General features: G+C 67.7%; 21 protein-coding genes and 1 pseudogene. 6 read left to right on the top strand and 16 right to left on the bottom strand.

What is annotated here, in order from left to right; genetic code table 11:
• Positions 1–173 precede the first annotated feature (173 nt).
• The 3 genes and pseudogenes from L8H00_RS16990 to L8H00_RS16980 all read right to left on the bottom strand — a co-directional run.
• A pseudogene (locus L8H00_RS16990) lies at positions 174–698 on the bottom strand (IS5 family transposase); the annotation flags it as partial.
• 107 nt (positions 699–805) lie between these two features.
• On the bottom strand, positions 806–1,774 hold the full coding sequence (galU, locus tag L8H00_RS16985; protein WP_242098495.1) for a UTP--glucose-1-phosphate uridylyltransferase GalU: 969 nt from the start codon (positions 1,772–1,774) through the stop codon (positions 806–808).
• A 170-nt stretch (positions 1,775–1,944) separates the two neighbouring features.
• Positions 1,945–2,922 carry a ferritin-like domain-containing protein gene (locus L8H00_RS16980; protein WP_242098494.1) on the bottom strand — a complete coding sequence of 326 codons (978 nt, stop codon included), beginning with the start codon at positions 2,920–2,922 and terminating at the stop codon, positions 1,945–1,947.
• Positions 2,923–3,074: 152 nt separating this feature from the next.
• Here L8H00_RS16980 and L8H00_RS16975 point away from each other — a divergent pair, with 152 nt between their 5' ends.
• The gene (locus L8H00_RS16975) at positions 3,075–4,190 is read left to right on the top strand and encodes a hypothetical protein (protein ID WP_242098493.1); all 1,116 of its coding nucleotides are present in this window, start codon (positions 3,075–3,077) and stop codon (positions 4,188–4,190) included.
• Between the two features lie 219 nt (positions 4,191–4,409).
• Here L8H00_RS16975 and L8H00_RS16970 read toward each other — a convergent pair whose 3' ends face one another.
• The 6 genes from L8H00_RS16970 to L8H00_RS16945 all read right to left on the bottom strand — a co-directional run bounded on the left by L8H00_RS16970 (position 4,410) and on the right by L8H00_RS16945 (position 10,853).
• A complete protein-coding gene (locus L8H00_RS16970; RefSeq protein ID WP_242098492.1) occupies positions 4,410–4,973 on the bottom strand; it encodes a class I SAM-dependent methyltransferase in 564 nt (187 codons plus the stop codon).
• 315 nt (positions 4,974–5,288) lie between these two features.
• The gene (locus L8H00_RS16965; RefSeq protein ID WP_242098491.1) at positions 5,289–5,930 is read right to left on the bottom strand and encodes a 4'-phosphopantetheinyl transferase superfamily protein; all 642 of its coding nucleotides are present in this window, start codon (positions 5,928–5,930) and stop codon (positions 5,289–5,291) included.
• A gap of 14 nt (positions 5,931–5,944) precedes the next feature.
• Positions 5,945–6,721: a Crp/Fnr family transcriptional regulator gene (locus L8H00_RS16960; RefSeq protein ID WP_242098490.1), complete on the bottom strand. Its 777-nt coding sequence runs from the start codon at positions 6,719–6,721 to the stop codon at positions 5,945–5,947.
• A gap of 13 nt (positions 6,722–6,734) precedes the next feature.
• Entirely contained in the window at positions 6,735–8,939 is a 2,205-nt protein-coding gene (locus L8H00_RS16955; protein WP_242098489.1) for a polysaccharide biosynthesis tyrosine autokinase, read from the bottom strand.
• A 16-nt stretch (positions 8,940–8,955) separates the two neighbouring features.
• Positions 8,956–10,296: an outer membrane beta-barrel protein gene (locus tag L8H00_RS16950; protein WP_242098488.1), complete on the bottom strand. Its 1,341-nt coding sequence runs from the start codon at positions 10,294–10,296 to the stop codon at positions 8,956–8,958.
• Positions 10,293–10,853 (bottom strand): polysaccharide biosynthesis/export family protein, encoded by a 561-nt coding sequence (locus L8H00_RS16945; RefSeq protein WP_242098487.1) that lies wholly within the window; start codon positions 10,851–10,853, stop codon positions 10,293–10,295. The genes L8H00_RS16950 and L8H00_RS16945 overlap by 4 nt, the downstream gene beginning before the upstream one ends.
• A 491-nt stretch (positions 10,854–11,344) precedes the next feature.
• Here L8H00_RS16945 and L8H00_RS16940 point away from each other — a divergent pair, with 491 nt between their 5' ends.
• Positions 11,345–11,944: a sugar transferase gene (locus tag L8H00_RS16940; RefSeq protein WP_242098486.1), complete on the top strand. Its 600-nt coding sequence runs from the start codon at positions 11,345–11,347 to the stop codon at positions 11,942–11,944.
• 8 nt (positions 11,945–11,952) lie between these two features.
• Here L8H00_RS16940 and L8H00_RS16935 read toward each other — a convergent pair whose 3' ends face one another.
• Genes L8H00_RS16935 through L8H00_RS16920 form a run of 4 tightly spaced genes read right to left on the bottom strand, consistent with a single transcriptional unit; the run spans position 11,953 to position 16,896 of the window.
• Positions 11,953–13,158 (bottom strand): glycosyltransferase family 4 protein, encoded by a 1,206-nt coding sequence (locus L8H00_RS16935; protein ID WP_242098485.1) that lies wholly within the window; start codon positions 13,156–13,158, stop codon positions 11,953–11,955.
• Positions 13,155–14,357 (bottom strand): glycosyltransferase family 4 protein, encoded by a 1,203-nt coding sequence (locus L8H00_RS16930; RefSeq protein ID WP_242098484.1) that lies wholly within the window; start codon positions 14,355–14,357, stop codon positions 13,155–13,157. The genes L8H00_RS16935 and L8H00_RS16930 overlap by 4 nt, the downstream gene beginning before the upstream one ends.
• A 23-nt stretch (positions 14,358–14,380) precedes the next feature.
• The gene (locus L8H00_RS16925; protein ID WP_242098483.1) at positions 14,381–15,406 is read right to left on the bottom strand and encodes a hypothetical protein; all 1,026 of its coding nucleotides are present in this window, start codon (positions 15,404–15,406) and stop codon (positions 14,381–14,383) included.
• On the bottom strand, positions 15,403–16,896 hold the full coding sequence (locus L8H00_RS16920) for a DUF6418 domain-containing protein (RefSeq protein WP_242098482.1): 1,494 nt from the start codon (positions 16,894–16,896) through the stop codon (positions 15,403–15,405). Before L8H00_RS16920 ends, L8H00_RS16925 begins: the two co-directional genes overlap by 4 nt.
• 126 nt (positions 16,897–17,022) lie before the next feature.
• Between L8H00_RS16920 and L8H00_RS16915 the strand changes: the two genes are divergently transcribed.
• Positions 17,023–18,456, top strand: a complete 1,434-nt coding sequence (locus L8H00_RS16915; RefSeq protein WP_242098481.1) for an oligosaccharide flippase family protein — start codon at positions 17,023–17,025, stop codon at positions 18,454–18,456.
• On the opposite strand, the gene L8H00_RS16910 is transcribed toward L8H00_RS16915, so the two are convergent.
• Positions 18,443–19,141, bottom strand: coding sequence for a hypothetical protein (locus tag L8H00_RS16910; RefSeq protein ID WP_242098480.1), 699 nt, complete (start codon positions 19,139–19,141; stop codon positions 18,443–18,445). The genes L8H00_RS16915 and L8H00_RS16910 overlap by 14 nt on opposite strands.
• Positions 19,138–20,355, bottom strand: a complete 1,218-nt coding sequence (locus L8H00_RS16905; protein ID WP_242098479.1) for an acyltransferase — start codon at positions 20,353–20,355, stop codon at positions 19,138–19,140. Before L8H00_RS16905 ends, L8H00_RS16910 begins: the two co-directional genes overlap by 4 nt.
• A gap of 68 nt (positions 20,356–20,423) precedes the next feature.
• Here L8H00_RS16905 and L8H00_RS16900 point away from each other — a divergent pair, with 68 nt between their 5' ends.
• Together L8H00_RS16900 and L8H00_RS16895 are read left to right on the top strand one after the other, a co-directional pair.
• Entirely contained in the window at positions 20,424–21,533 is a 1,110-nt protein-coding gene (locus L8H00_RS16900; protein ID WP_242098478.1) for a glycosyltransferase, read from the top strand.
• Complete coding sequence (locus L8H00_RS16895; RefSeq protein ID WP_242098525.1) at positions 21,526–22,794, top strand: glycosyltransferase family 4 protein; 1,269 nt, start codon at positions 21,526–21,528, stop codon at positions 22,792–22,794. Before L8H00_RS16900 ends, L8H00_RS16895 begins: the two co-directional genes overlap by 8 nt.
• Here L8H00_RS16895 and L8H00_RS16890 read toward each other — a convergent pair.
• A complete protein-coding gene (locus L8H00_RS16890; protein WP_242098477.1) occupies positions 22,721–23,836 on the bottom strand; it encodes a glycosyltransferase family 1 protein in 1,116 nt (371 codons plus the stop codon). The genes L8H00_RS16895 and L8H00_RS16890 overlap by 74 nt on opposite strands.
• 157 nt (positions 23,837–23,993) lie before the next feature.
• Here L8H00_RS16890 and L8H00_RS16885 point away from each other — a divergent pair, with 157 nt between their 5' ends.
• Positions 23,994–26,489 (top strand): amino acid adenylation domain-containing protein, encoded by a 2,496-nt coding sequence (locus tag L8H00_RS16885; RefSeq protein WP_242098476.1) that lies wholly within the window; start codon positions 23,994–23,996, stop codon positions 26,487–26,489.
• Positions 26,490–26,616 lie beyond the last annotated feature (127 nt).

Here is a 26,616-nt window from a genome sequence, read left to right as displayed (position 1 = left end):
CGAGAATCGGCTTCGAACCATCAATATGGTTTTTAAGCCAGTTTTCTCCGCGGCGGTTTGCAGCAGTACGGTTCTCGATAATTCGTGCATCCTTCCACTCGCTCGCGGATAATGCACCATCAATCCCCGGGACCAAACACCTAGCAGCACCTGGGATACGCATCGCAGGATCGTTCGATCAGACCGGGCGCCCCGTCGCGGTCTTGAACATCGGCGCCGTGCACCACGCCTTCGAGCATATTGCCGAGCGTGTCCGTCACGATGTGCCGCTTGCGCCCCTTTATCTTCTTGCCGGCGTCGTATCCGCGAGGCCCGCCCGCCTCGGTCGTCTTGACCGACTGGCTGTCGATGACGCCTGCGGTCGGCGTCATCGTCCGACCTTCCAAAACTCGCACCCATGTCACCAGCACCGCGTTGACAGCATCCAGCAGCCCGTTGTCGCGCATCCGGTAGAAATGATACTGCACCGTCGTGAAGGGCGGGAAGTCCTTGGGCAGTTGCGCCCATCGGCATCCCGTCGCAGCGATATACTGGATCGCATCCCAAAGGGTCCGCACCTTGTGCTTGCGCAGGCGCCCCACCCGAGAAGTCCGCCTCAACAAGGGCCGGATGACAGCCCATTCCTCATCGGTGCAGTCGCTTGTATAGCGCAGCCCGCTTCTGTCATGCTCGCGTCGAGCGGTTTCAGTCCAGCCTATGTGGCCTCGTGGTATTCGCAACCCCCGGTGAATCACAAGCTACTGAAATCGCTCAACTCAATTTTCGGTCGGGCTCTAAGCCCTCGTTCATCAACCAGGCCCCGAGACTACCACTTAGCCAAGACTGGGTGCGCGAGTTCCAGCGTCTTGCAAACGCGTCCGAGTGGATCATGAGCTTGAGCAGAGGCGTCGGCTAGCTGCGGCCGCGTATCCAGCGCACGCTTGATCCGGTCACGGACCGTATCGCCGATGTCGTGGCGGGCGAGCGCCAGCGCGACATTGGCTTCGATGAATTGGGCCTTGTCGCCGCAATCATAACGTTGCCCCGCGAAGGTCACGCCATGGACCGGCTGTCGGCCGATCAATCGTGCGATGGCGTCGGTCAACTGGATCTCGCCGCCCGCGCCCGCCGTCTGCCGACCCAGGATGGCCATGATCTCGGGTTGAAGGATGTAGCGGCCGGGGATCATCAGGTTCGATGGCGCGGAACCCCGTGGTGGCTTTTCGACCAAAGCCGCGACCGTGGTGATGGCGCCCTTCGTCGCACCCGGCGCGATAATGCCGTAATTCGCCGTCTCGTCCGGATCGATCGCGAGCGCACCCACGAGATTGCCGCCCACCTTGTCATAGGCCTGGATCATCTGGGCGAGGAACCCCGGGGTGCCCACCATCAGCTCGTCGGGCAACAGCACCGCGAACGGTTCGTCGCCGACGATCTCGCGCGCGCACCAGACCGCGTGGCCGAGCCCTAGTGGTTCCTGCTGGCGGACATAGACGGGATTGCCGGGCGTCATCCGGATGCGGGTGAGGACGTCCAGCGACTTGCCGCGCGCCCGCATGACGCTTTCGAGTTCGTAGGCGATGTCGAAATGGTCGTCGATCGCGCCCTTGTTCCGGCCGGTGACGAAGATGATCTGCTCGATCCCCGCCGCCAGCGCTTCCTCGACCGCATATTGGATCAGCGGCTTGTCGACGACGGTTAGCATCTCCTTCGGCATCGCTTTGGTGGCCGGCAGGAACCGCGTGCCGAGACCGGCTATCGGAAAAACCGCCTTTCGAACGGGTCGCATCATCACTATCCCCTTTCGACAAGGGTTTAGCGGTTCAGCGACCTTCAGAAGCCAACAAAAGACGCTGGCCCGTCGCCTCTGGGAGGAAGCCGGAGCGGTTCGCGCCGGTGCCGCGCCTCGCCGAGGCCGGTCGCAAGGGTGATGCGCGTAGAACCGGCGTTCCGATAGGCCCTGGATCAGACACGGACGCCGTTCGTACCCGACGGGAGGAAGCCGCCGGCGGTACTCGCCGAGCGGTTGAGATAGACCAGGTTCAATGCCTGGGTCGGGGTGCGCAGGAACGGGATGGCGTGGCCGTCGGAATCGACGATGTTCGCGCTGTCGCCGTTCGTTCCCGCCAGCGTCTGGTCCCCGGTGTCGGTGCCGTCCAGCTTGGCGGTATAGGCCGACAAGGCGGTGTAGGAGAGGGTCAGCGCGGCATCCCCGTTGGCCTGCGCGGACAGCAGCGTCCGCACCAGGCCGCCATGATAGATCGCGCCGCCCAGATTGTCGGTCATCGTCTGGAGCGCGTCGCCGGCCGCCATCGTGGCCATCTCGCGACGATAGGTCGCGGCCACGGCGTTTTCGAGCAGGAAGGCGCTCAGCAGGAAATTGGCGTCGCTGGCGAACGGATCGAAGGCCACGCCCGATGCCACAAGGCCGGCCGCCTGGGCCGCGACCGAAAACGCGCTCGTCGCGGTGGCGGTGAAGTCGATCGTCGGCTGGGCTGCGGCGGACGTGCCGAGCCGGCCGCGCAGTGCGACGACGGTCGCCAGCTTGTCGGTCGCGCTCTCGGCGGCGTGCTGCGCCACGAGCGTGTTGGCGAGACTGGCCTGACGACCGCCGAGCACGCGCCCCTGTGCGCCGATGCCGGCGACCATGTCGGAAGCGAGCCCCGTGCCGTTCACGGCATAGCTGTAATATTGGGCGCACAGATATTCGAGATTGAGCGCGAGGTTGAGGCTGACCGCTTCGGGTGTCAGCGACAGGGGTGTGCTTTCGCTGGTCGTTGGGGGCGTCGATCCCGCTCCCGACGACACCACGGGGACGGGATCGCTGCTCGCGTCGCCCCCGCCACAGCCGGACAGGAGGACGGTGCCGGCAAAGCCGGCGGCGAGACGCAGGAAGCCGCGGCGGTCGGCGGCGTCGAGGCGGAGCGGGGAGGCGTATGGCATGCGGGCATGAGCCAGCATCGGAGCTAACGGATGGTTAACCCGCAGCGCAACTCGCTGCAAACCCATCAAATGATGCGTCGGCGACGCTTCGCCTTGCAACTTTTAAGCTCTGTTAACCAGGGTTCGGCGATCCCATCCTCATGACAACGCTCATGTCCAGCACCGACGCCACCGCAACGCTTCAGGCCTTGCTTGATACGGCCGCGACCACACGCAAGACGTGCATCGTGCCAGCCGGAGGCTACCGGCTGTCGAGTACGGGATTGGGGTATAGCAGCAATTCGGTCGTCCTGATGATCGGCGACATCTACAACGATCATGGCCCCGCCGTCGGCACGCTCTACTGCCTGACCAACCGCACTTCCGGGCGATTGTCGAACGTTACCATCCAGGGCGCGGGTGGAAGTTTCGTGGGCTCGACTTCGGCGTCGGCGGGTGCCACCCGCAAGGGCCTCGGCATCGTGGCGACGGACGGCTTCGTCGTCGTCAACGTGCAGACCAGCGGGCCGCTCACCGGCTTCGGCATGGAAATCAAGAATTCGACGGGCGGCCATATCAACGGGCTGAAATTGTTGTCGGGCGTGAACAAGCCCGGCGCCGACGGCTTGCACTTTTTCGGCGCCTGCTCGCGCATCACCGGATCGACGATCCGCGTGTCCAGCGGCGACGATGCCCTGTCGTTCACGTGCGAGAACAGCGAATCCACCAACGCCACGCTCGAACGGGTGACGCTCAGCGGACTGACGCTCGACAGCATGGGTTTTTCCTGCATCAAATTCTATACCGGCACGGGCACCGGCAAAGCGACGATCCGCAACATCCGGTTGAGCAACATCGTCGGCAAGATCACGCAAGGCCCCACGGGCTGTCCGCTGATGATGCAAAACGATGGCGTGGCGCAGGGCTGTACGATCGACAATGTCGTGATCGAGAACGCCGATCTCGACTTCGGCGCGGCGACGCAGGACGGGCCGACGGCTTATATCACCGATTGCTCGAACGTGACGCTACGCAACATCACGCTTCGCGGGCGTCGCAACGGCCAGTTTCTGCGCGCGATCCGCTGCAACGGACTGACCGTGACCGGCGATGTGTGGGACACGATCGGCGGAAACACCATGGACGACCTGGTACAGCTGGAGTCCTGCTCGAACTATTCGATCAATCTCGTGGTACGCTCCGCAAGCGGGGCACAGATCGGCACGATCGTCACGTCCAACTCGGGCACGGATACCAAGACGCGCTATATCGGGCTGACCGGCTCGTGACACGGTCGGCGACCCACCCCGCTCGCGTGCGGGTCGCTGCTTCGGCGTATCGACCTCGGTCGTCCGCCGCGGCATCGACGCATCGGTCGGCCGGGTCACCGGCATCATCCCATCCGGAAAGCGCGTCGGCGTTGACCGGATTGCGGATGATCGTCATCGCCGCGCTTGGTGCGGCATGCTGGGTGCCGATCGTCGCGCTCGTCTGCCGCTAAGGGTCCTTCAGTCGCGGATCACCGCACGGTAGCCGGGCTTGGTCACGACGATCGGGTGGCGGGTCGCGGCGTCGTCGCCATCATCGTCCAGCCGCCAGATGGCGATCGCCTCGTCGGCGTCGAAGGCGAAACGGCATTCCTCGGCAGTGCAAGACAGCATCGCCGCAAAGATGCGCCGGAAGGCGGGATGGTCGTCGAACACCGCGCCATGAACCGGATTTTCGTAGATGACGTGAATGACCCGGCCGGGCGCGTGCGACTGGACCAGATGCTGGGTCAGCCGGCGGATCAACGGTTCGCCGAAGGGATGATAGAGGAACAGCACCACGTCCCCCTCGGGCAGTGCCGGCGCGCTCGCGTCACCTTCGTCGATCCGAATGGCCGGCCGCGTCGGTTGGGCCGCGGAGACGCGGCGAGCGTTGCGGCGGGCGACGGCGACTAGATCGGGGTTGAGCTCGATGCCCATGACCGCCCGAAACGAAAATTCCGAAGCGACGGCCAGAGCCCGCCCCTTGCCGCAGCCGAGATCGACGAATGTCGCTTCATGATCGTTGGGCAGCGTGCCGAGCACGTGCCGAAGGGCGCTGGGTACACAGCCCGCATAGGGAATCATGTGCCCGTCGGCCGACGATCCGGTCTTGAGCAGATAGAGCGGAACGGGTGTCTGCGTGCTGATGCCGTACCGCCGATCGATCGGATGGGTATGTTCGCGCGCGATCAGCCCTGCGCCGAAAAGGTGAAACCGCGTGAGCGCGCGCCGCACCACCGGGTGTCGCGCCGCCGTCCGTTCAAGTCTGCGACGCAAACCCAAGCCCATGCCCGCACCCCCCGATCGCGCGTGGTACTAACCGCCAGCGGGCCGGCCACTTGTGCCAAATGAGGCATGTCACGGATGATGGACGATCCCGATCAGCAAGGGCCCCACGCGCATGAGGCGAAAGCGGCACCGGGCGAGATAGGCCGCATCGCCGGCCTGCGAGGCGCTGGCGACGATCGCCGGTCCATCAGCGGCGAAGCCGATCGTGTGCAGCGGCAGGTTGAGGCCGATCCCGCGGACCTTCGCATAGGCTTCCTTCAAGACCCAGCGACAGGCGAGCTCGTCGAGGATGCGGTCATCGGGCCAGGGCGCGAGCGCCTCGGCCTCGGAGGCGGAAAGCCAGCGATCGTGGCGGGTGGCATTCGCTGCCACCCGCGCGATCGTTTCCATATCCAGGCCGATCCGGCCGGCGGGCGCGACCGCCACGCCGCGCCATCCCGCCGCGCCGGACACACTGAAACCCGGTCGCGCGTCGCCCGCGCGACACTCCAGCATCGGCTCGCCATAGGCCGACCGAACGATCGACGACGTGCGGATCGGCCGACCTTCGTACCGGGAGAGCGTCATTGCCAGCAGTCGTTCGGACGAGAGCGACGGGGCGGACTGAACGAACAGCGTCGTTCCGCCCGGAACGTCATAGCGGGTGATGCCGGCTGCATCCGCCGCTTCGTAGAGCGCCACCGGTGCCGGTTGGTGGACGGTTGCGATCAAGCCACCGTTCGCGTTCAATGCTCCGGGGCGCCCCGGCTGGTCGGATCGACGCGATCCGCCAGTAGCGCGAGCGCCGTGAAGTCCTCGACGATGGCCACGCCCGACCGGATGCGGATCAGCGAATCCCGCTTCAGTTGCGCCATGATCCGGTTGACGTGGACGAGGCTGAGGCCGAGCAGGTCGCCGAGGGTTTCCTGCGTGAGCGGCATCGGGAACGTGCCGTCATGCGTGAAACCGATCGCTTCCAGCCGGGCGTGCAGCTCGAGCAGGCAATGGGCGGTCCGCTGAAGCGCAGTCTGGCAACCGAGCCGGACGATGTGATCGAGCAGATGGCTTTCCTGCATCCGGTCGATCCGGCCGAGCGCCGCGCACAATTGCGGATATTCGTCGGGTTTGCTGAGCAGGGCATCGTACAGCTTGCTCGCGCTGATCGAGCGAACCGTGGTGAGTGCGACGGCCGGGTTCATCGCCAGCGGCCGGCGTTCCCCACGATCGCCGATCAAGTCACCGGGTAGCAGCACGTTCAACATCTGTCGGCGCCCGTCGGGCAGGATGCGCGGCCGGCATGCCCAGCCCGAGGCGATCAGCCGCGGATGCGGGCTGCCATCGGCCTTGGGGCAGATCATCGATCCCGGGCCGTGAGTCTTGGCGCCCTCGTTCAACGACAGCACGAGGTTGATCTCGGCGCCGTTGAGCGACACCAGGCGCCGGAGCCGCCGCAGCAGCAATTCGCTGCCGATGGCGTTTCCCAGACTGCGGGTCTCGGTGGGCATGCGGGGGGCTGCGCTCATATCCATGATCGCCTCAACTCGCGTAATAGCTGCTGTACGACCCCATGAACTGCGCGGGATCGCCATAGCCCGAGCGGGCCAGTTCCTGAAGATCGACGCGGGTGAGCGCCACGCCCGTCATGGTGACGCCTAGCGACCGGAGCAGGTGCGCCGCCATCTCCACCGCCGAATCGGGCGTCTTGCGCCATCGCACCAGCAGCACGGTGGCGTCCGCCTTCTTCGCCACGATCCGCCCATCGACCACCGGGAGCACCGGGCTGGCATCGAGGATCACCACGTCGAACCGCGCCTTCAGTTCGGCGAGGAGCGAAACGAAAGCGGGCGTGTTGAGCGCCGCCGACGACACCTTGCCCATCCGCAGCATCGGCAGGATCGCGGCGCCGCTTTCTCCGTCATGGACCAGCGCTTCGCTGATGGTCGCATCGCCGTCCAGCACGTGCTGCAGACCGACGGCCGGTCGTATGCCGAGCGCATCGGCCACGCTCGGGCGCCGCATGTCGACATCGACCAGCACGACCTTCTTGCCACTCATCGCGAGGATCCGGGCAAGGCCGATCGCGGCGGTGGTCTTGCCCTCGTTGGGAAGCGCGGACGTCATCGCGATGGATTGCACGATCCCGGTATCGGCCGCGTCGAGCACGGCCGATGCGAGATTGCGGAAGCCCTCGGCATAGGCGGATTCCCGGTGATCGACGACCGCGGTGACCGGGTCGCTGCCCTGCGCGTGGCGCACCGAAGAACCGAGCGTCGGCAGGCCGGCGAGATAGGGCAGATGGAGCCGTCCCTCGACATCCTCCAGCGTGCGGATGCCCTGATCCATGCTCTGGCGGAGGAAGATCGCGCCGAGGCCGCCGCTGAGCGCGAGCAGCGCACCCACCAGCAGGTTGATCGGGATGTTGGGCGAACTCGGTTTCACCGGCACGGGCGCGAGGCTCGCGACACGCGAGTCCGCCTGGGTCGTCGCCGCCTGGGCGCCGATCTCGTTCACGCGGGCGAGGAGTTGCGCGTAATTGGCGCGCGCGGTGTCGGCGCGCAGTTGCAACCCGCCGAGCTTCACCGACGCGATGCTGTTGCCCGCTACGGCCGAACGGGCGGCACCGGCGCTGCCGGCGAGCGAGGCGACGCGCCGTGACGCCACTTGGCGCTGCGCTTCCAGATTGTTGATCGTGCGGTTGATCTCGCCCTGGATCTGGGTGTCGATGTCGCGCAACTGGCGCCGCGCGGCCGAGAGCTGGGGATAACGTTCGCCATAGCGGCCAGACAGATCGGCGACCTGCCCGCTCACCGCGGCACGTTGCGACCGGAGCTGCTGGATGACGGGAGAGCCGAGCGCTTCGCCCAGATCGTCGCCCGTCGATCCCGCGGCAAGCTGGCGGCGCGCGGTCTCGAGCCGGGCGCTGGCCTCGGCCTCCCCGGCGCGTGCGGTCGCGACCTGCTCGTCCAGCGACGAGAGCTGCTGCTCCGCGATGGTCGATCCCTGCACGCTCATGAGGTTGTGTGCGACCTTGTACTGACCGAGCGCGGTATCGGCGGCCTCGACCTCGGCGCGCGCCTGCGCCAATTGGCCGCGCAGGAGCGTGTCCGCGGACACCGCGCCTTCGCGCTTCACCACGGTGGACTGGGCGACGAACTGGTTGGCGAACGCGTTGACGATCGCCGCGGCCAGCCGCCGGTCGCTGTGCGCGAACGACAGCGTGATCGCAAAGGTCTGCGCAGTGCGGTGGATATCGAGCCCCTGTTGCAGCCGGTCGATGGCCATCTCGCGGCGGCCCTGCGCATCGCTGTCCTTGTCGCCCCATCCGCCAAGACCGGGGATCCGGTCGCGTAGGCCCGGCTCGTGCGTCAGCGTCGCAAAGCGCGCCGGCGAGGCCAGATCGAGCTGATCGACCACCGCGCCCGCCAGCCCGCGGCTTTTCAGCAGCTCGACCTGCGTGTCGACGCTGGAGTCGGCGGCGGGATCGCTCAGCGGCGACGTCCGGTCCGATCCGATCTCCGCCGGCCGGGGCGCGATCACCAACGTGGCGGTGGCGGTGTAGCGCGGCGTCTGCAGGAAGGTGTAGGCGGCGACCACGATCATGATCGCGCCCGCCACGCCCAGAAACAGCGGGATGTGCCGGCGATAGGTGCGGGCAAGATCGATCACGCCGCTGGGCGCGGCGCGATCGTAGCGCTGGGGGAGGGCGTTGGTGCCGTCGTACCGTTGAAGCGCAGTAGCCATGACGCGCGGTCTCCGATTAATATTGGAAAGTGAGGGCGGCGGTGATGCGGTGGTCGTCGAAGCTGGCGATGCCGGAATTGCAGCCGCAGTGGCGCGACAGGAAGCGATAGCCGAGCCGGGCATTCCAGTGGTCGCGCGACAGATAGGTGCCGCTGACCTCCGCGAAGGGCAGCCGGTCGCGGCGGTCGATGCCGCGATAGCTGTCTTCGAAATACCCGCCGGCCACGCTCGCGATGATGTAGCGGCGCAGTTCGTGATCGGCGCGGAGCGACGCGCCCGCATGGACATAGCCCGCCGTGCCCGGCACGCCGCTGTCCTGCACGCTGCGTTCGCCCTGGGCCGTGAACGTCCAGAGCTGGTTCGGGAAGAATTGCAGCGTGCCGAGCGCGCCCAGGCCCGCGATCGCATCCACCCCCGGAAGCTGGAACGTCTGGTGGATATAGCCGAGCCGGATGTCGCCCCGTGCCAGCCGAGTCACGTCGAAACTGGAACCGAGATAGGCGCCATAACCCCAGGAATCGCGCTGGAGATTGCCCGTTGCCAGATACCGATAGTCGATCTTGTTGAGCGTGCCCGCGGCGTAGAAGGAAATCGCCGGGCTCAGCGCGCGCTCGACGCGGACGAGGCCGCCATAGCGCGTGCGATCGCGGTCGCGCGTGAACAGCGTGCTGCCGTCATAGGCGGGCGTGTCGCTGAAGCGCAATCGGGTCACGTCGGCGCGCAGGATGACGCGCGTGCTCGCCCCCTCGATCGTGGTGCCGAGATACCCGTTCAACTGGTCGAACTGAAGGGGATGCGCGGCATCCTTGGGCGAATCCGAGGCGTAGCGCGGATCGATGAGGGTGCCATAGTTGACGCCGGCGGTGATGCTGCTGAGCGGCCCGATCGCGACCGATCCCTCGGCCCCGCCGAGCCCCTCCTGGCTGTTTTCGCTGCCGTGGGTGGCATAGCGGCGGATGTCGCCCTGGCCGTAGACCGAGAAGACATAGGGGCCGCCGCTGGTGCGCAGCGTCGCCTGGGGACGGATGACGAGCGCGGCGTCGCTGCGCTTGCGATCATTGTCGGCATAGAGGTTGGACGTATAGAGGCCGCCGATCGTCAGGCCGGGATAGAGGTCGAAATTGCCGACGCTCAGCCCTTGTGCGGAAAAGGCCGGCAGCATCCGGTCGGCGACCGGAATGGTGCTGTCGCGGGCAAAGATCGAATGCGCGGTGGTGATCGGCGGGGGCGGGGGGACGACGACGGTCTGCGGATCCTGCAGCAACTGCGCGTCCGCACCCCCGCATAACGCGCCGAGCGGCAGCGCCAGGTGCCATGCCCGGCGACGCTTGGCGGGAGATCCTGGCGCGCGGCTCAAAACCAGCGTTCCTTGATTTGGATGGTGTCGCCGGGCGCGACGGCGGTGGCGCTCGTCAGCGGGTAGATATGCGCGTCGGTCTCGCCGGCATGTTTGATGAGCACGCGGCCGGTCTTGGCGCGATAGGTATAGCCGCCTGCCTGCGCGACCGCGGTCGCGACGGTCATGCCGTCGCTGAAGGGATATTCGCCCGGCCGATTGACCTCGCCAAGGATGTAGAAGGGTCGCGTCGTCAACACTTCGACCGCGACGCGGGGTTCCTTGATATAGCCGTCGGCCAGCTTGGCCGCGATCCGCTGCTGCAACTGGGTGGAGGTCAGCCCCTTGGCTTCCACGTCGCCGATGAGCGGGATCGCGACCAGACCGGAACCGCTGACGGTATAGTCTCCACCGATCCCCGTCTCGCCGAAGACGATCAGCCGGATCTTGTCGCCGCCCGACAATGTATAGCTATAGGTCGGAAGGCCGGGGCCGTTGGGTTCCGCCGTCGCTACCTTGATCGTCTTGTCCCGCGCAATGGCGGGGTTGGCAAGGATCAGTATCGATAGAACAGCCATGCGCGCGTTCTTCACCAGTATCTCCCTGTGGCTTGATCCAGTGTGAAAAGCAAAAATATCCGGATGCCGCCTACACTATGTGCGACGACACCCACCCCAATTACGGAATGCTTGGCAAAATGAACGATATACAATCTTACTCTGCAATCTATGTTATGTTTATCGACTGCAAATCATGGCGTGTTGTTCAACGCCCACCAATTTCATCGTGTATCCGCCATCTAAAACGGTTTGGCGCTATACCAAGTTATCAAATTGCAGATAACTGGTTGAAAAACCGTCTTTTGATTGATTGGGGGGCGTTCGCCTCGCATGAGCCGCAGTTGGGTTAACTTTGGATAAGCGATATTTTTGCCCGAGGCGTTGGGAGGCCGCTTCTCGGAGAACAATCGATGTCCAAATTGCCCCCTTTCGGCGCGCCGCCCCGTGTCGCGCGCGCCATCGATGCGCACGCTGCGGGAACCGCTTCGCCGTCGAGCGTCGATGAGCGGATGATCCGTATACTCGACGTGACGCTGGCGCTGGGCCTGCTGGTCTTTCTTGCGCCGCTGATGCTGATCGTCATGTTTGGCATCACCATCCAAGACGGGCGCGCCGCGATCTTCGCGCACCGCCGCTATGGGCGCGGCGGTCGCACGTTCCTGTGCTACAAGTTCCGATCGATGGCGGCGGATGCCGATGCGCGCTTGGCGCGGCTGTTGTTGCACGATCCGGTTGCGCGGGCGGAGTGGAACCTCGACCACAAATTGCGTCGCGACCCCCGGATCACGCCGATCCGCCGTTTCCTCCGCAAGACCAGCATCGACGAGCTGCCTCAGTTGTTCAACGTGCTGCGCGGCGAGATGAGCCTGGTGGGGCCGCGTCCGATCGTAGCGGCCGAAGTCGCGCGCTATGGCCGGCATTTCCAAGCCTATTGTTCGATTCGGCCGGGCGTCACCGGCATCTGGCAGATCAGCGGCCGCAACGATGTCGGCTATCGCCGGCGGGTGGCGATGGACAGCATACTCGCCCGGCGCCTGTCGCCGCGGCTGTATGCGCGGATTCTGGTCGGCACGGTGCGCACGGTACTGCGCGGCTCCGGCGCCTATTGAGGCCGGGTCTACCGGGCGCGTGCGGCAAGCAGCGCCCGGTAGAGATCGGCAAAACCGCCCGCCACCGCGTCCGGGCTCGTCCGCGCGACCACCCGGTCGCGGCCGGCCGGTCGCGTGCGTCCGTCGCGAAGCGCGCGTGTCATCCGCGCCGCCAGCGCATCGACATCGCCCGGTTCCACCAGCCAGTCGTCGTCTGCGATGATCTCGGCGATGCCGCCGCTGCGCGATCCGATCACCGGCACGTCCGCCTGATAGGCCTCCAGCACGGTGCGCCCCAGCGGCTCGGCCCAGAGCGACGGGGCGACCAGCATGTCGATCCGGTCGAACAGATCCTTGGGCTGCGAGAAGCCGACGAACGTCACCGGCAGATCGCGCGCCAGTTCCTCGAACGCGGCAAGGTCGCCGCCGGGGGTGCTGCCGGCGATCAGCAGGTGCCAGCCGTCGCGGGGCAGACAGCGCACCGCCTTCAACAGCACGTCGACACCCTTTTCGGGGCTGATGCGGCCGAGATAGCCGAACACCATTGGCCCGGTGCGCGCGGCGCGGTGATAGTCGGGCCCGATCCCCTCCACCCGCGCGGTGTTCCAGATCACCCGCCGCAGATCGTGGGGCACGCCCTCGAAGAAGCCATAGCGCAGGTGTCGTTCCAGCACCTCGTTGCCGACCGCACTCACCGCCGAGACGATGCGCTGGTCGTAGCCCTTGGCAAAGGTGAGGACGCGGCATTTCAGGTGGCGGTGCGTGCACGGGCCGGTCTCGCGGTACATCGAGCTGGCCGCGCACAGCAGGTCGAAATCGCGCAGCGTGTGCACCACTGGCACGCCGCGCGCGCGGGCGGCGTGCCAGACGCGCGTCGAGATATCGACCATGGAATGCGTGTTGACGATATCGGGGTGGAACCGATCGATCACCGCGCCGAACCGTCGTTCGATCCCGAAATTCGCCTGCTGCTTGAACTTGGCCCATTCGCGCGCGCGCGGCGAATGCCGGGTCCAATCCTCCAGCCAGAAATCATTGCCGTGCGGCATGCGGAAGACGGCGACGCCGTTGCGCACCTCTTCCTCCGCGTCGCCAGGCGTCAGGCACGCGGCGGCGACCTGCCAGCCCGCCGCGGCCTGCGCCTCGGCCAGCATGCTGACCGATCGTTCCGCGCCGCCGACGATATGCGGCGGATAGAGGCTGCTGAGATGCAGGACGCGAATTGGCCGGCTCATGCGGCGCGATCTCTCGCCGCGACGTGCGCATAGAGATCGTCATAGCCATCGACCATCCGGTCGAGCCGCACCGCATCGAGCACGGGCGCGAAGGCGGCGGGCGGCGGCAGCGCTTCGCGGCCGGCGGTCATCGCCTGCCGCATGCGCGCGGCAAGTGCGGCGGGATCGTCCGGCTCGACCAGCCAGTCGTCGCCCACGGTTCCCACCAGATCGCCGATCGCACCCAGGCGCGATCCGATCACCGGCACGTTCTGCGCGAACGCCTCGACCACGGTCAGCCCGAACGGCTCGCGCCAGATCGACGGCACGACGAGGATGTCGATGGTGTCGAGAAAGGCGCGCGGATCGGTGAAGCCGAGAAACGTGACCGGCAAATCGTGCGCCATCGCGCGATAGGCCGCGTCGCCCTCCTGCGCCCGGCCGGCGACCAGCAGCCGCCAGCCCGATGGCGGCAGCATCCGGCATGCCGCGATCAGCGGCGCGATGCCCTTTTCGGGAACGAGCCGCCCGAGAAAGCCGAAGGTGAAATCGCCGTCGCGGGCGGGCTTCGCCGGGGGTGGGCCGCGGTCCTGCACGGCATTCCAGATCACCCGTGCGCGATCGTCGGGCAGGTCCGCGAAAACGCCGAAGCGACGATGTTCCGCCAGCACCGGGGCCGACACGGCGGCGACGGCATCGATGTCGCGCGCGAACCGCCGCTTCCACTGCGACGCCACGCGGCATGAGGCATGGAGCGCATCGCACGACCGGCCGTCGCGGAACAGCGACGCGCGCGAGCATAGCAGATCATAATCGTGCAGCGTGTGCACGGTGCGCGCGCCGCGCCGCGCCGCTTCGGCCCAGATCATCGGCGGCAGTTCGACCATCGAATGGGTGTGGACGATATCCGGGCGGAACGCCGCGATCGCCCGCGCGAAATCGCTGGCCGCGCGATAGTTCACGAACTGCCCCAGCTTGTTGGCGGTGCGCAGCGCGCGCGGCTGGCGGAACACATCCTCCATCCACACCAGGTTGCGGCTGGCCTGCGGCAGCACGGTCACGCCGTGCCGCGTGCCCGCCGCTTCCGGCGCGCGGGTGAGATAGGCGGCCGCGACCTCATGCCCGCGCGCGACCTGCGCCTCGGCGAGCATCTCGACCACCTTTTCCGCGCCGCCGATCACATGGGGCGGATAGACTGAACTGATATGCAGGATTCGCAACGGGGGTGGGCTTTCTTGCTGGCTCAGCCGCGCCGGAAGCGGCGTGCGGCGGCCGCGGTCATGTCGAGATAGCGCGTGCCATATTCGCGCGATGGCTCGATCTCGGATCCCTCGTGCCATTCGTTGAACGAGGTGACGATCACCCAATCCGCATCGTGGCGGATCGCCGCGTCCCATAAGGTGGCATAAGTGCGCCCGTCGAAGCGCGGCACGGTGGGGCGGGGCAGCGTGCGGCCGGGCACGCGCGTGTCGTCGAAGCCGGGGATGACGGTGGCGCAGAACAGCCGCGAACCGATCGCGCGCTTCCAGGCGGGATAGGTGCGGTCCGCCCAGGCGGCCATCGCCGCCGGCTCCATGCCCTTCACATAAGGAGCGAGCACATAGACATGGATGCCGTCCATGAACGGCGACCAAGCCGCGAAGGTCGTGGTTTCGCGCGGGCTGACGTCGCCTACCAGGAACGGCTGGCGGCCGGTCGCGTCGGCCGCCGTGCGCCAGCCGCTGGCGGGCAGATCGCGCAGCGCCTGGAGATAGAGGAACAACACGGGGCGGCGGTCGACCGCGAGCCAGGCAGGATGATCGCCATAGCGGCGCATCAGATAGGCGAGATCGGCATCGGCGCCAGCCTGCCCGTTCTTCTGTTGTTCCAGATACACGGTCACCTTCAGACCGCGGGCATGCGCCGCATCGAGGATCGCGGGCAGCGCGCCGTCCTCGAACGATCCCTGGCCCCACCAGCTTGTGACCAGCGCGGTGATGCCCGCCGCCTTCATTTGGTTCAGATGTGTGGCGATTACCGCGGGATCGTGGCTGTCATAGGCGCCGAGCGTCGGGTGATCGAGCGTCGGGCTCTGCCGCGGCGCCTCGCCCTTCGGGCCCTGCCAATGCGCCCAATGGCCGCTGCGCGCTGGCGTGGCGTACCAGGAATAATAGAAGGTCAGCACCTCGCGCGGGAACCGCGGCGCGCGCGGTGGCGCGGCCGGCGCGCGGACGGCGGCGGCGAGGGGAAGGGCGAGCCCGCCGCCCAGGATCAGGCGCCGCGAGATCATGCCGCGCGCCGCCCGGCGAACGTCGCCGCCCGCGCCCGGCCGAGCGCCGCGACGATCTGCGCGCGGTTGACCGCGAGCAGGATCATCTCGAGCGTCAGGAACATCAGCAGGCGCTTGATCTGCCCCGGCGCCGCCACGCTCCACAGCGAAGCCTGCTGGACGGCGAAATACACCTGAAGATAGGTCCATACCGCGAACAACAGGGTGAGCGGGAAGGCGGACGCGAAGGCACGGAAGAGATAGAGCGCGGCGAAGCCCATGATCGCGCCCAGCAGCGCCATGACGACGGCGGCTCCCCAATAGCCGAACATCACCAGCGCCATCGCCTCGGTGCCCATGGTTAACTGCACCCAGCCTTGGTTCTTGCGGAAGCTGGCGGCCAGCTTGGCGGGCGAATAATGCTGGATGAAATAATAGGTCTCGACGCCGTTGGCAAAGGCGGAGGCGGGCGGCGACTTGTCGTCGAGCACCGCGATGTACCGCTGGACGAGATGCGCGTCCCAGTTGGTCGGCCGCCGATCGTCCTGCGTGGCCACGAACCACAATTCGCCCTGGCCCGCGATCCGCTCGCCCACCAGCATCGCGGTGCGGTCGAGCGGCAGGCGACCATAGCCCGAATAGATATAGAGCGTGGCGGCGAGCGACCCGCACATCAGCGCCAGCCCCAGCGGCGCGATCCGCATCAGCGTCCGCCCTAGCGTGGCGCGGCGTTGCAGCAGCAGCGGCATCACGAAGAAAGCCACCTCGGCGAGGATCGTGAAGAACTTGTCGCCGAACAGGAAATACAGCGCGGTCAGCCCGGCGAAGGTCAGCTTGGCGCTGGTCTTCAGCAGCGGCGCATGGCGCGGCGCGAAGGCGATCGCGCCCAGCACGGCGGCGAACAGGAATTTGTTGTCCAGCAGCGCGAGCACCAGCCCGCTGCTATATTCACGGCGATAGAGAAACCGGTCGACGCCCTGGATCAGCGGAAAGCCGCCGCGAAGGCCGTAGAGAAAGGCGAGCGCGCCGCACGCCATGCAGGCTAGCACCACGGGCCAGCCGATCGCCGCGACGAGCCGGTCGAGCAGCGGCGAACGCGCGAACGCGGTCGCCTTGTCCTCGAACGGACGGAACGCGATCGCGAAGGTGAGAAAGAAGATCGCGGTGTAGACGACGAACGACGCGCTGGCGTCGCCCGCCTCGCCCAGCCGGTTGACCTCGGGCATATAGGCGCCGGCTTCGATCACCGAAAGCGAGATCAGCGTCGCCGCGCGGGTAAGGACGACCGGGATCAGAAGGATGAACCCCGCCGTGCTCAGCCGTGCCACGACCAGTAGCAGCCAGCCGAACAGCAGCAGCGACGTCAGCGAGAACAGCGAACTCGCGAGCGCGGCCGCAAGATACCAGTTGACCGCCATCGCCGTTGCCATCGCGACGATCTCGCCGAACCCGGCCCGCCGGTGGCCGACCGCCTGGAATTCCGATTCCGCGATTGCCGATCCGCCCGTCAAACCCGTTCTCCCGCGCGCGGTCCTACTACGCCGCTCTAGGAACGCGCTTCACCCGGCGGCGCATCAAATGATGCAGGTGCGAAGACGGGGGCGTGGTGTGCGAAGGCCGCCAACCGGAGGTCACGCGTGCTCGGCAAGAATATGCTCTCGATGTCCGGGCTGAGCCTGTACCGCAATGCCATCCAGTTCGGGATGAACATCGCGATCGCGGCCTTCGTGACGCCTGCGGATTACGGGCTGGTCGTCTTCACCACGCCGTTCGTCGTGCTGATCGCGATGCTGACCGATCTGGGCATGACGAGCGCGATCACCCGCGCGCCGACGCTCAGCCGCGACGAGGCGGGGGCCGCCTTCGGCGCCATGGTGCTGGGCGGGATCGGGTGCGCGGCGCTGCTCGCGATCGTCGCCTATCCGTTGCAGTTCGCGATCGGGATGAACGGCCTTGCCCCGGTGATGATGGGGATGGCGGTGGTCGTGATCCTGAGCGTTACCGCCGCGACGCCGCGCGCGATGCTGGAGCGGCAGTTGCGCTACGGCCGGATCGCCGCGATCGAGGCCGCCGCGATCGCGATCGCGGCGGTGATCGGGCTGACCGTCGCCTGGCACGGCGGCGGGGTCTGGTCGCTCGTGGTGTACAATCTGGTCAACCACCTGCTGCGTGCGGGCGCGTTCGGCTGGCTGACCCGCGAGACGCTCACCCCCAATCTCCGCCTGCGGCAACTCGGTCGGCTATTGTCGTTCGGCGGATGGGTGCTGGCGACCAACCTGCTGAACTTCCTGGCGCGCAACAGCGACAATCTGCTGGTCGGCGCCTGGCTCGGCGCCAGCATGGTCGGCCTGTACGGCCTGGCCTACCAGTTCATGCTGGCGCCGCTGATGGCGATCACTTGGCCGACCAGCGGCATCCTGCTGGCGACGCTGCGCGATCAGGATCCGCATGGGCCCGAGACACGCGCCATGGTGGCGAGCGTGTTGTCGGCCACCGCCATGATTACGATGCCGACGATGACGTTCCTTACCTTCGGCCTGGCCTTTCCGGTCCACGCGCTGCTGTCGCCGCGCTGGGCCGTGGTGCCGGCGATCGTCGCGTGGCTCGCGCCGCTGGGCGCGATTCAATCGATCGCGTCCTATAACGGCACGCTGCTGATGGTGGCGGGAAAGGCGCGCGCGCAATTCCTGCTGACCATCGTCAACACACTATTGCTGGTGGCGACGTTCGTCCTGTCGCTGCCCTTTGGGTTGCTCGCGCTCGTCAAGGCCTATGCGGTCGTCATCACCCTGCTGAGCCTCGCGTTCATATGGATGACCGTCGCGTTGACCGGGCTCGGCTGGGGTGCGCTGCTGCGCGCGCTGGGACCGGCGATCTCGGGCACGGCGGTCGCACTCGGCGTGGTCGGGGCGACGGTCGGGCTTGCGCCGGTATCGTGGCCCGGCTGGATCGCGGCGGCGGGGATCTATGCGGCCTGCGTGCTGGCGGTCTATGTCGCGCTCGGCGCGCATGTCCGCCGGACGATCGCGGTGCTGACGGCGCCGCGCCCGACGCTGGCTACAGATAGATAGCGGGCCGATAGGCGCCGGTGGCGAAGATGGCCTGGGTCTTGGCGGCGCGGGTGACGCCGACGCCATAGTCGGCGCCGAGCTGCTGGAGCCGCTTGTGAATCGCGGTGACGGTATCCTGTTCGCCCGGTCGCTCGGCATCGTCGAGGATCAGCACGACATCGTCGGGCAAGGTATCGTCCAGCATGGCGAGGATGCCGCTGCGCGAATGGCGGCGCGTGCCGTTCGGCCCGTCGCAGACCATCGCGTCGAAGCGCCGCCCCGCCCGCGCGCGTGGCCAGTCATAGGTGAGCGACGCCCGGCCACCGGCCCGGGTCGAGGCCAGCGGTGTCACCAGCACCTCGTGATCGACCTGCGCGGCGATGCGTGCGCCCCAGGACGCGTCGCTCTCCAGCGTCAGGACGTCGCCGACATAGCCCGCGCGGTGCAGCATCGACCAGAGACGCGAGCTTTGCCCCGCGCCGATATCGAGCACGGATCGCGGCCGAAGCTGCACGCCGACCTGCAGGATCAGATAGAGCAGGCTGTAATTGGCGGCGCCCCCCACCGGAAAGAAATCGTCCACCTCGCCGATCTTGGCGAGTTCGCGCTGGAACAGTGCGCGATAGATCGGCTCCAGTGCGGGTTCCGTGGCGAAAGGCGACGGCGTGCCGGTGAAGCGGCGGATATGTTCGCGCAACGTCATCATGTCTTGGCTCCTCGGATCGGGAAGGCGTCGTCGCGCGAGCGGGGCATGATCCGGGCGGCGAGCCGGGCGTTCACCCAGCGCGTCAGCGGCCGTTCCAGCCGGCGATGCGCGACCAGCGCGACGGCGATCGCGACGCCGACCATGCCGGCCACGATCGCGCCCCCGGGCAGCGCCCTGAAGGCGGCGGATTTCTGCGCCATCTTCTCCACCGCGATTAGCACGAAGGGGTGAAGCAGATAGAGCGAATAGGAGGCGTCGCCGATCGCGCCGAGCGGCGCCAATAGGCGGTGGACATGCGGCTCGGGCCCAAGCACCGCACCCGCCAGCACGAGGGCGGCGGGCAGGCCGGCGACGATGACGCGGGGCCAGCCATTGGCGACGGTGATCCCCACCGGCCCGTTGAACAGATGGCAGGGATCGGCACAGAGGATCGCGACGCCCGCCGCCACCATCGCCCATCGCACGAGACGCGGCAGGACGACCCCTTCGGCCAGCGCCAGCGCCACCGCGAGGCCGAGCGCGAAATCGACGATAATCGGCCGAGTCCAGAAGCGGAGCGCTGCCACCGGCATCGGCAGCCACGCCCCGATCAGCACGACCGCCAGGAGCGCGACCGCGATCCCCATGGTCGCGCGCACCCGTCCGATTCCGGTGGCGAGCGTGGCGGCGAACACCGCATAGAAGAACATCTCGTAATTGAGCGTCCAGCCCAGATCGAACACCGGAAAGGCGAGTGCGCCGTTCGATGCATAGGGCACGAAGGCGTAGCTCGCGAGGATGGCGGCGGCGGACGGAAAAAGATCGCCGCCCTTCAGGCTCGCTGCGGCCAGGATCATCAGGAACAGTGTCGTGGCGAGCCAATAGAGCGGGATGATCCGCGCCAGCCGTCGCTTGAGGAAGACGCGCGCGGCGCCCGCTTCGCCGAACAGCGCACGCGAGGCATGCACCATGATGAAGCCCGAGATGACGAAAAACAGATCGACGCCGGCCCCCCAGGGCAGCACCGTCGAGCGGGTGAAGGAACCGCCGGTAGTCCGGGCGATGCCGCCGACCACGCTCTGGCTGTGGCCGATCACCACCATCAGCGCGGCCGCCGCGCGCATCCACTGCACCGTCCACAAGGTGGCAGGCGCGTGCGGCTTCGAGGGGACGGAACGAACGCGCGCGACCATGAACGGACGACAAGCATGGCCGCCGCTTCGCGATCCGATCATTTGATGGTGCCGGGATCATGCTGCACCCGCACAAGCGGGCGATGCACGGTCAGCGATCCGGAACGGCCATGAGGGTTCTTCACGTCGCCGAATCGGCGCAAGGGGGCGTCGGCACCTATCTGGCGGAAATGCTGCCCTATCAGGCGCGGCGCCTGGGGATCGATCATGTGCGGGCGCTCTTGCCCGATCGCCATGCGGCGCATGTCAGCGGAGTCGATCGTCGCAGCGTGGAAAGCTGGCGTCGCCGCGGACGCTCGTTGCTCGCGCTGCTGACGCTCGGGATCGCGCTGGTGCGCGAAGTCCGCCGGTTCCGGCCAACCGTCATCCACGCGCATTCGAGTTTCGCGGGCGCGCTGGTACGGCTGATCTATGGATGGCGCCGCGTGCCGTTCCGCATCGTCTACTGCCCCCATGGCTGGGGCTTCGACCGAAAATCGGCGGGGTGGAAGCGGTGGCTGGTCGCGCGGGTGGAGCGGGCATTGTCCGGGCTGTGCGACCGGATCGTCGTGATTTCCGATCACGAACGCCGCCAAGGCATCGGCGCGGGCATCGCCGAACAGCGTATGACGCTGGTGCTGAATGGCATCGCCGACATCGCCCCCGCGCGGCCGGCGCGCTGGGACGATCCGCGGATCAAGGTGCTCTTCGTCGGACGGCTCGATCATCAGAAAGGTTTCGACACGCTGCTCGATGCGGTCGAGCCGCTCGGCGGTCGGCTGAGCGTGCGCGTCATCGGCGAGGCGATCGTCGGCCGGTCGGGCACCCGGCGCGCGGCGGGATCGATCGAGACGCTCGGTTGGCGCTCGCTCGCCGAGGTGGCGGCCGAGATCGCCGCCGCCGACGTCGTCGTGATCCCGTCGCGCTGGGAGGGCTTCGGCCTGGTCGCGATTGAGGCGATGCGCGGCGGCCGGGCGGTGGTCGCCTCGACCGTGGGGGGCCTGCGCGAGATCGTCGTCGACGGCGAGACGGGGCGGCTGGTTTCGCCCGACATGCCCGAACGGCTCGCCCATGTGCTCCAGCAGGTTGGGCGCGACGAATGGCATGCGATGGGCCGGGCGGGACGCGCGCGCTATCTCGCGCGGTTCACCGCCGATCGCATGAACGACGAGCTGATCCAGCTCTACGAGGCGCTCGGATCGGATATACCGGCGCTGTATCGCACCGTTGCGCGTGGTTGAGGGCCGCGCGATCATCCTGTCCGACTATGCCGGTGGCGATTCCGCGGCCAGCGGGGGGGCGGGCCATGCGGTACGCGATCATTACAGCGCGCTTCGCGACCACGGCGTGGACGTGCGGCTCGTCTCGGGGTTCGCGGCAGGCGAGGACGCGGACATCGTATCGCTCGGCGGCGCGGATCTGCGCGAAGGCGGCCGGGGCGGCGCGATCCGCACGATCTACAATCCCGCCGCCCGCCGTTCGCTGGGGGCGCTTTTGGCCGACGAGGATCCCGAGCGGACCGTCGTCATCCTCCACCAATGGACGCGCTATCTCTCGCCCGCGGCGATCGGGCTGCTCGCGCCGTTCCGCACGATGATCTACATGCACGATTATTTCTGGCCGTGCCCCAACGGCGCCTATTACGACTTCGTCGAACGACGGCCCTGCGATCGCCGGCCCTTGGGCCTGCGTTGCGTCGCCGCCGATTGCGACCGTGCCGGGCGCCTGCACAAGCTAGGGCGGCTGGCACGCCACGTCGCCCTGCGCGGGGTGACGCGGGGGCATGCCGATCGCCGGCTGTTCCTGCACCTGTCCGATCATGCGCGGCGCACCGCCGAGCCGCTTCTGCCCGGTGAGCGGCACGCCGACGTGCGCAACTGGCTCGCCATTCCGGCCGCCCCGCCGCCGGCGCGCGGCACGCCGCGGTTCGACATCGGCTATTTCGGTCGGCTGGAGCCCGAAAAGGGCGTGAGCGAGCTCGCCGACGCCGCCGTTCGGCTCGGCCTGTCGGGCTATTATGTCGGCACGGGTTCGCTGGTGGCCTCGCTTGCCGAACGCCCCGGCCAGCATCATCGGCGCTGGCGCCCGCGTGCGGAGATGACCGCCGCGATGCGGGCCTGCCGCGTGGTGGTGCTGCCGTCGCGCTGGCCCGAAACCTGGGGGCTCATTGTGCCCGAGGCGATGGCGGCGGGTGTGCCGGTGGTCGTGTCGATGCGCGCCGGATCGGCCGAGCTGGTGCAGCGCTTCGGTGGTGGGGCGACGTTCGATCCCGCCGTTCCCGGCGATCTCGACCGGGCGCTGCTCGAAGCCCTGACGGCAGGAGAACCGGTGGCGGCGGATCGCTGGCCGCGGTTCGCGCGCTATCTGTCGGCGGAGCGCCATGCCGATCGCATCGTGGCGCTGGCGGCGCAGACCTGGGCAATCGATCTCAGGCCGGCGCATGCCCCTCGACCAGTGGCGTCAGAATCGCTGCCAGGCGTTCGCCAGCCGCTCGCCACGTGAACCCGGCCGCGCGGCGGTGTCCGGCGGCGATCTTGGCGGCGCGCAGGGCCTGATCGCCCAGCGCCACGATCGCGTCGGCCCATTCGGCGGGCGAGTCCATGCCCGCGTAATGGACCGCGTCGCGGCAGATTTCCGGCACCGCCCCGGCTGGCGCGGCGACGACCGGGCAGCCGCACAGCATCGCCTCGACCGGCGGCAGGCCGAAGCCTTCGGTGCGTGACGGGTAGAGCAGCGCATGCGCGTGTTCGTAGAGATCGCGCAACGTGGCGTCATCGATCGGGCCGACGAACACGGCGCTGGCCGGCGGTTCGAGCCCCGCTGCGGTCAATCGGGCGCGATCGGGGCCGATCACCACGAGCGGCAATCCGGCAAGCGCGGGCAGCGCGAAGGCCGCGAACACCACCGCCAGATTCTTGTACCGCGCGGCGGAGCCGAACAGCACGCAATAACGCCGCGAATCGAGACCATGGCCGATCCGAACGTGCGGATCGGCCCGCGGTTCGAGGATATGGTCCGCGCCGTTGTGCAGCACGATCGTTGATGCCGGATCGGCGATCCCGAACGTGGCGAGGCTGTCGCGCGCATAGTCGGATACGGTGAGCACGATCCGGCTGGATCGCGCGCCGAGCGGGATCAGCGCCCGGTAGCCGAGGCGCAGCTTCGCCGGATAGGATTCGGGCGAGAGGCGGAACTGGGCATCGTGCACCATCGTCAACTTGCGCGGATGCGCACGCGGCGCGAGATTGGCGAAGCTGGCCAGCGCCCCGCCACGTGCCGCGCGCGGCAACAGCATCTGTTCCCAATATTGGGTGTGGCCGAGCCGCTGCGGCACGCGGACGATCGCCTGAAATGGCGGTGCCCAGTCGCCGCGGTCGGGCAGCAGCAGCCGCATGTCCCAGCGATCGGGCCCGCCGCCGCGCACCGCCAGCGCATCGAGTTCGCGGAGCAGGCGGTCCGCCACGCGGTGCACCCCGTTCATCGCGCCGCCATAGAATTTGCCGTTGAGGAACAGCCGCCCCGCGGGGCCGGGCGTCATGGGCATAGCGGACGCATCGGCCGGGCAAAAAGATCGGACATCGTTCGCCGGTACGCGGCCACATCGGCGCGTTATTTAACAAATGGCGGCGCCGGGGTGCCTCCTCCGGCCGAAGAGGCCCGATCCGCACACGGGCAGGGTGGTGGAACGACAGGGGGGCACGATGGCGCGTGACGATGCGGACTGGCGGCTGGTCGCGAACATCCCCGATCGTTGGTCCTCCATCATTCGCCGTTTCGCCGACCGCGTGGCGGAAACCCCGGACGCCGTCGCCGTCGTGGCGCGCGGTGCGCGTGCCACCTATGCCGAACTCGCGGAGGCGGCGGATCGCTGCGCACGGCGGATCGCACGCCATCGGCCGGAGGGCCCGGACGGTGGGGAGATGCTGGTCGGGCTGTGCCTCGAACGGACGATCGACCTGCCGACGTGGCTGCTCGGCGTGTTCCAGGCGGGGGGTGCCTATGTCCCGCTCGATCCGGCCCAACCGGCCCAGCGGTTGCGCCGCATCGTCGAGGGGGCGTCGCCCGCGGTCGTCGTCGTCCACCGGGCGCTTGCCGATCGTCTGCCGCCGCTGTCCTGCCCCGTGATCGTGGTGGAGGACGATGCCGACGCAAACGCCCCGCCGCTGCCGGCACGGGCGACCGCGCCCGATGCGCTCGCCCCCGATGCGCTCGCCTATGTCATGTACACCTCGGGATCGACGGGCCAGCCCAAGGGCGTCGAGATCGAACATCGCGGCGTCGTCGCTCTGCTCGACTCGATCGCCGCGGCGCCGGGGCTGGTCCGCGGCGAGACGCTGTTGGCGCCGACGCGGATCGGGTTCGATTTGTCGGTGATCGACATCTTCCTGCCGCTGATCGTGGGTGGGACGATCGTCCTTCTCGATCTGGACGAGGTCGCCGATCCCCGTCGCCTGGCGGCGGCGATCGCGCTTCACCGGCCCGACCTGATGCAGGCGACGCCCGCCACGTGGCGGGCGCTGCTCGATGCGGGATGGCCCGGCCTGCCGGGGCTGAGGCTGCTTTGTGGCGGCGAGGCGATGACGCGCGATCTGGCCGACCGCCTGCTCCCGCGATGCGCCGAATTGTGGAACGTATACGGCCCCACGGAGACAGCCGTGTGGTCGACCGCGTGCCGCGTCCGTGCAGGCGAGGGGCCCGTGTCGATCGGCCGACCCATCGAAGGCACGACGGTGCGGATCGCCGATGCCGGCCTCGCGCCGGTGGCGACGGGCGCCGTCGGCGAGATCGTGATCGCCGGTCCCGGCGTCGCGCGCGGTTATCGCCGAGACCCCGATCTGAGCGCCAAGCGCTTCGTGACGCTCGAGAATGGCGCGCGTGCCTATCGCACCGGCGATCTCGGTTCGATGGACGGGGACGGCGCGCTCTATTGTCTCGGCCGCATGGACGATCAGGTGAAGGTCCGCGGCTTTCGCATCGAATTGGGCGAGGTGGAGGCCGCGCTGGCCGCTCATCCCGACGTGGCATGGGCTGCGGCGCGCGTGTGGCCGGACACGTCGGGCGAAAACGTCCTCGTAGGATATGTCGTCTCACGGGTGGGCGGGGCGTTGCCGGCGGCGATGCTGAAGGCGTTCCTCGCCGATCGCCTGCCGCCTTACATGGTTCCCGGCCGATTGCTGCCGATGGTCGAGATGCCGCTCACCCCCAATCGCAAGATCGACCGTGCGGCCTTGCCCAATCCCATGCCGTCGGCGGACGTGGCATCGCCGGCCACGATCGCCGGCGATGCCAGTGCAGAAGGCCGGCTGGCGGCGATCTGGAGCGAGTTGCTGGGTATCCCGACGATCGGGCCGGCCGACGATTTCTTCGATCTCGGCGGCTATTCGCTCATCACCGTCCGTCTGCTTCGCCGGATTGAACAGCAATTCGGGCGCGGGTTCGAATTGAGCGATCTGATGCAGGCATCGACGTTGGCGGCGATGACTGATCTGGTGACAGGGGCCAGTCCGACGATGGACGGCGTGTCGATGCTGTTGAACGACGGCGGCGATCGGCCGCCGCTTCATTGGCTCGACGCGGGGCCGCTGATCCGCGGCATGGTGCGCGCGATGCCGCCGGGCCAGCCCGTCCGCTCGCTCAATCTTTACCGCGAGGACGAGGCGGATCTGGGCGAGGGGGCCCTCACGGTTGCCGATGTCGCCCGCGCGGCGATGGCGCGGCTTCTGATCGTCCAGCCGACCGGGCCCTATCGGATCGGCGGATGGTGCCGCTGGGGCGTAGTCGCGCATGAACTCGCCTGCCAGCTTCGCGAGGGGGGATACGCGGTCGAGCGGCTCGTCCTGCTCGACGCCGCCCTCCCCGGGATGCGCCTCGATCGCCGCTTGCAGGCGATCGTCCAAAATCGCTTTCGTCCACGATGGAACGCGAGCGATGCGCCGCCGGCGAGCTTCAGCGAACGGGTGGAACAGGCGACCCGTCGCCACCGGGCGAGACCACTAAATGCGGCGACGCTCCTCGTACTATCGCATTCCAGCGATGCCCATGCCGTCGTGTCCCGTTGGTGCCAAACGACGCCGCGTCTACATGTGGTGCGCAACGATGGCGATCATGAGAGCATCGTGCGACACCCCTATCGGGTAGCAACGGCGATCGCGATTCACGATTTTCTCAGCATCGCCGACCAAGCCGATGTCCATTGAAGGCAATGGCTCTGTCAGACCAACGTGGCAGGCTGGGCAGGGGGCTGGTAACGGCGGCTGATGCCTCGCCCTTCACGTGCCCTGCCGCCATCGCCATTTCGCCGCTTCAACTCGTCACCTGAGGTGG

This window comes from Sphingomonas sp. CROZ-RG-20F-R02-07, assembly GCF_022662335.1.
In the GTDB taxonomy this organism is placed as follows: Bacteria; Pseudomonadota; Alphaproteobacteria; order Sphingomonadales; family Sphingomonadaceae; genus Sphingomonas.
Note: the sequence above shows the minus strand (reverse complement) of the source record. Positions and strands in the feature narration are given on the sequence as shown.

Coding starts and splice junctions, on each gene's coding strand:
- L8H00_RS16955 (WP_242098489.1), bottom strand. CDS start 8,939: ATGGCTACTGCGCTTCAACGGTACGACGGCACCAACGCCCTCCCCCAG.
- L8H00_RS16890 (WP_242098477.1), bottom strand. CDS start 23,836: ATGCCCATGACGCCCGGCCCCGCGGGGCGGCTGTTCCTCAACGGCAAA.
- L8H00_RS16945 (WP_242098487.1), bottom strand. CDS start 10,853: ATGGCTGTTCTATCGATACTGATCCTTGCCAACCCCGCCATTGCGCGG.
- L8H00_RS16910 (WP_242098480.1), bottom strand. CDS start 19,141: ATGATGACGTTGCGCGAACATATCCGCCGCTTCACCGGCACGCCGTCG.
- L8H00_RS16960 (WP_242098490.1), bottom strand. CDS start 6,721: ATGAGCGCAGCCCCCCGCATGCCCACCGAGACCCGCAGTCTGGGAAAC.
- L8H00_RS16935 (WP_242098485.1), bottom strand. CDS start 13,158: ATGAGCCGGCCAATTCGCGTCCTGCATCTCAGCAGCCTCTATCCGCCG.
- L8H00_RS16925 (WP_242098483.1), bottom strand. CDS start 15,406: ATGATCTCGCGGCGCCTGATCCTGGGCGGCGGGCTCGCCCTTCCCCTC.
- L8H00_RS16905 (WP_242098479.1), bottom strand. CDS start 20,355: ATGATCGGATCGCGAAGCGGCGGCCATGCTTGTCGTCCGTTCATGGTC.
- L8H00_RS16885 (WP_242098476.1), top strand. CDS start 23,994: ATGGCGCGTGACGATGCGGACTGGCGGCTGGTCGCGAACATCCCCGAT.
- L8H00_RS16980 (WP_242098494.1), bottom strand. CDS start 2,922: ATGCCATACGCCTCCCCGCTCCGCCTCGACGCCGCCGACCGCCGCGGC.
- L8H00_RS16975 (WP_242098493.1), top strand. CDS start 3,075: ATGTCCAGCACCGACGCCACCGCAACGCTTCAGGCCTTGCTTGATACG.
- L8H00_RS16940 (WP_242098486.1), top strand. CDS start 11,345: ATGATCCGTATACTCGACGTGACGCTGGCGCTGGGCCTGCTGGTCTTT.
- L8H00_RS16900 (WP_242098478.1), top strand. CDS start 20,424: ATGAGGGTTCTTCACGTCGCCGAATCGGCGCAAGGGGGCGTCGGCACC.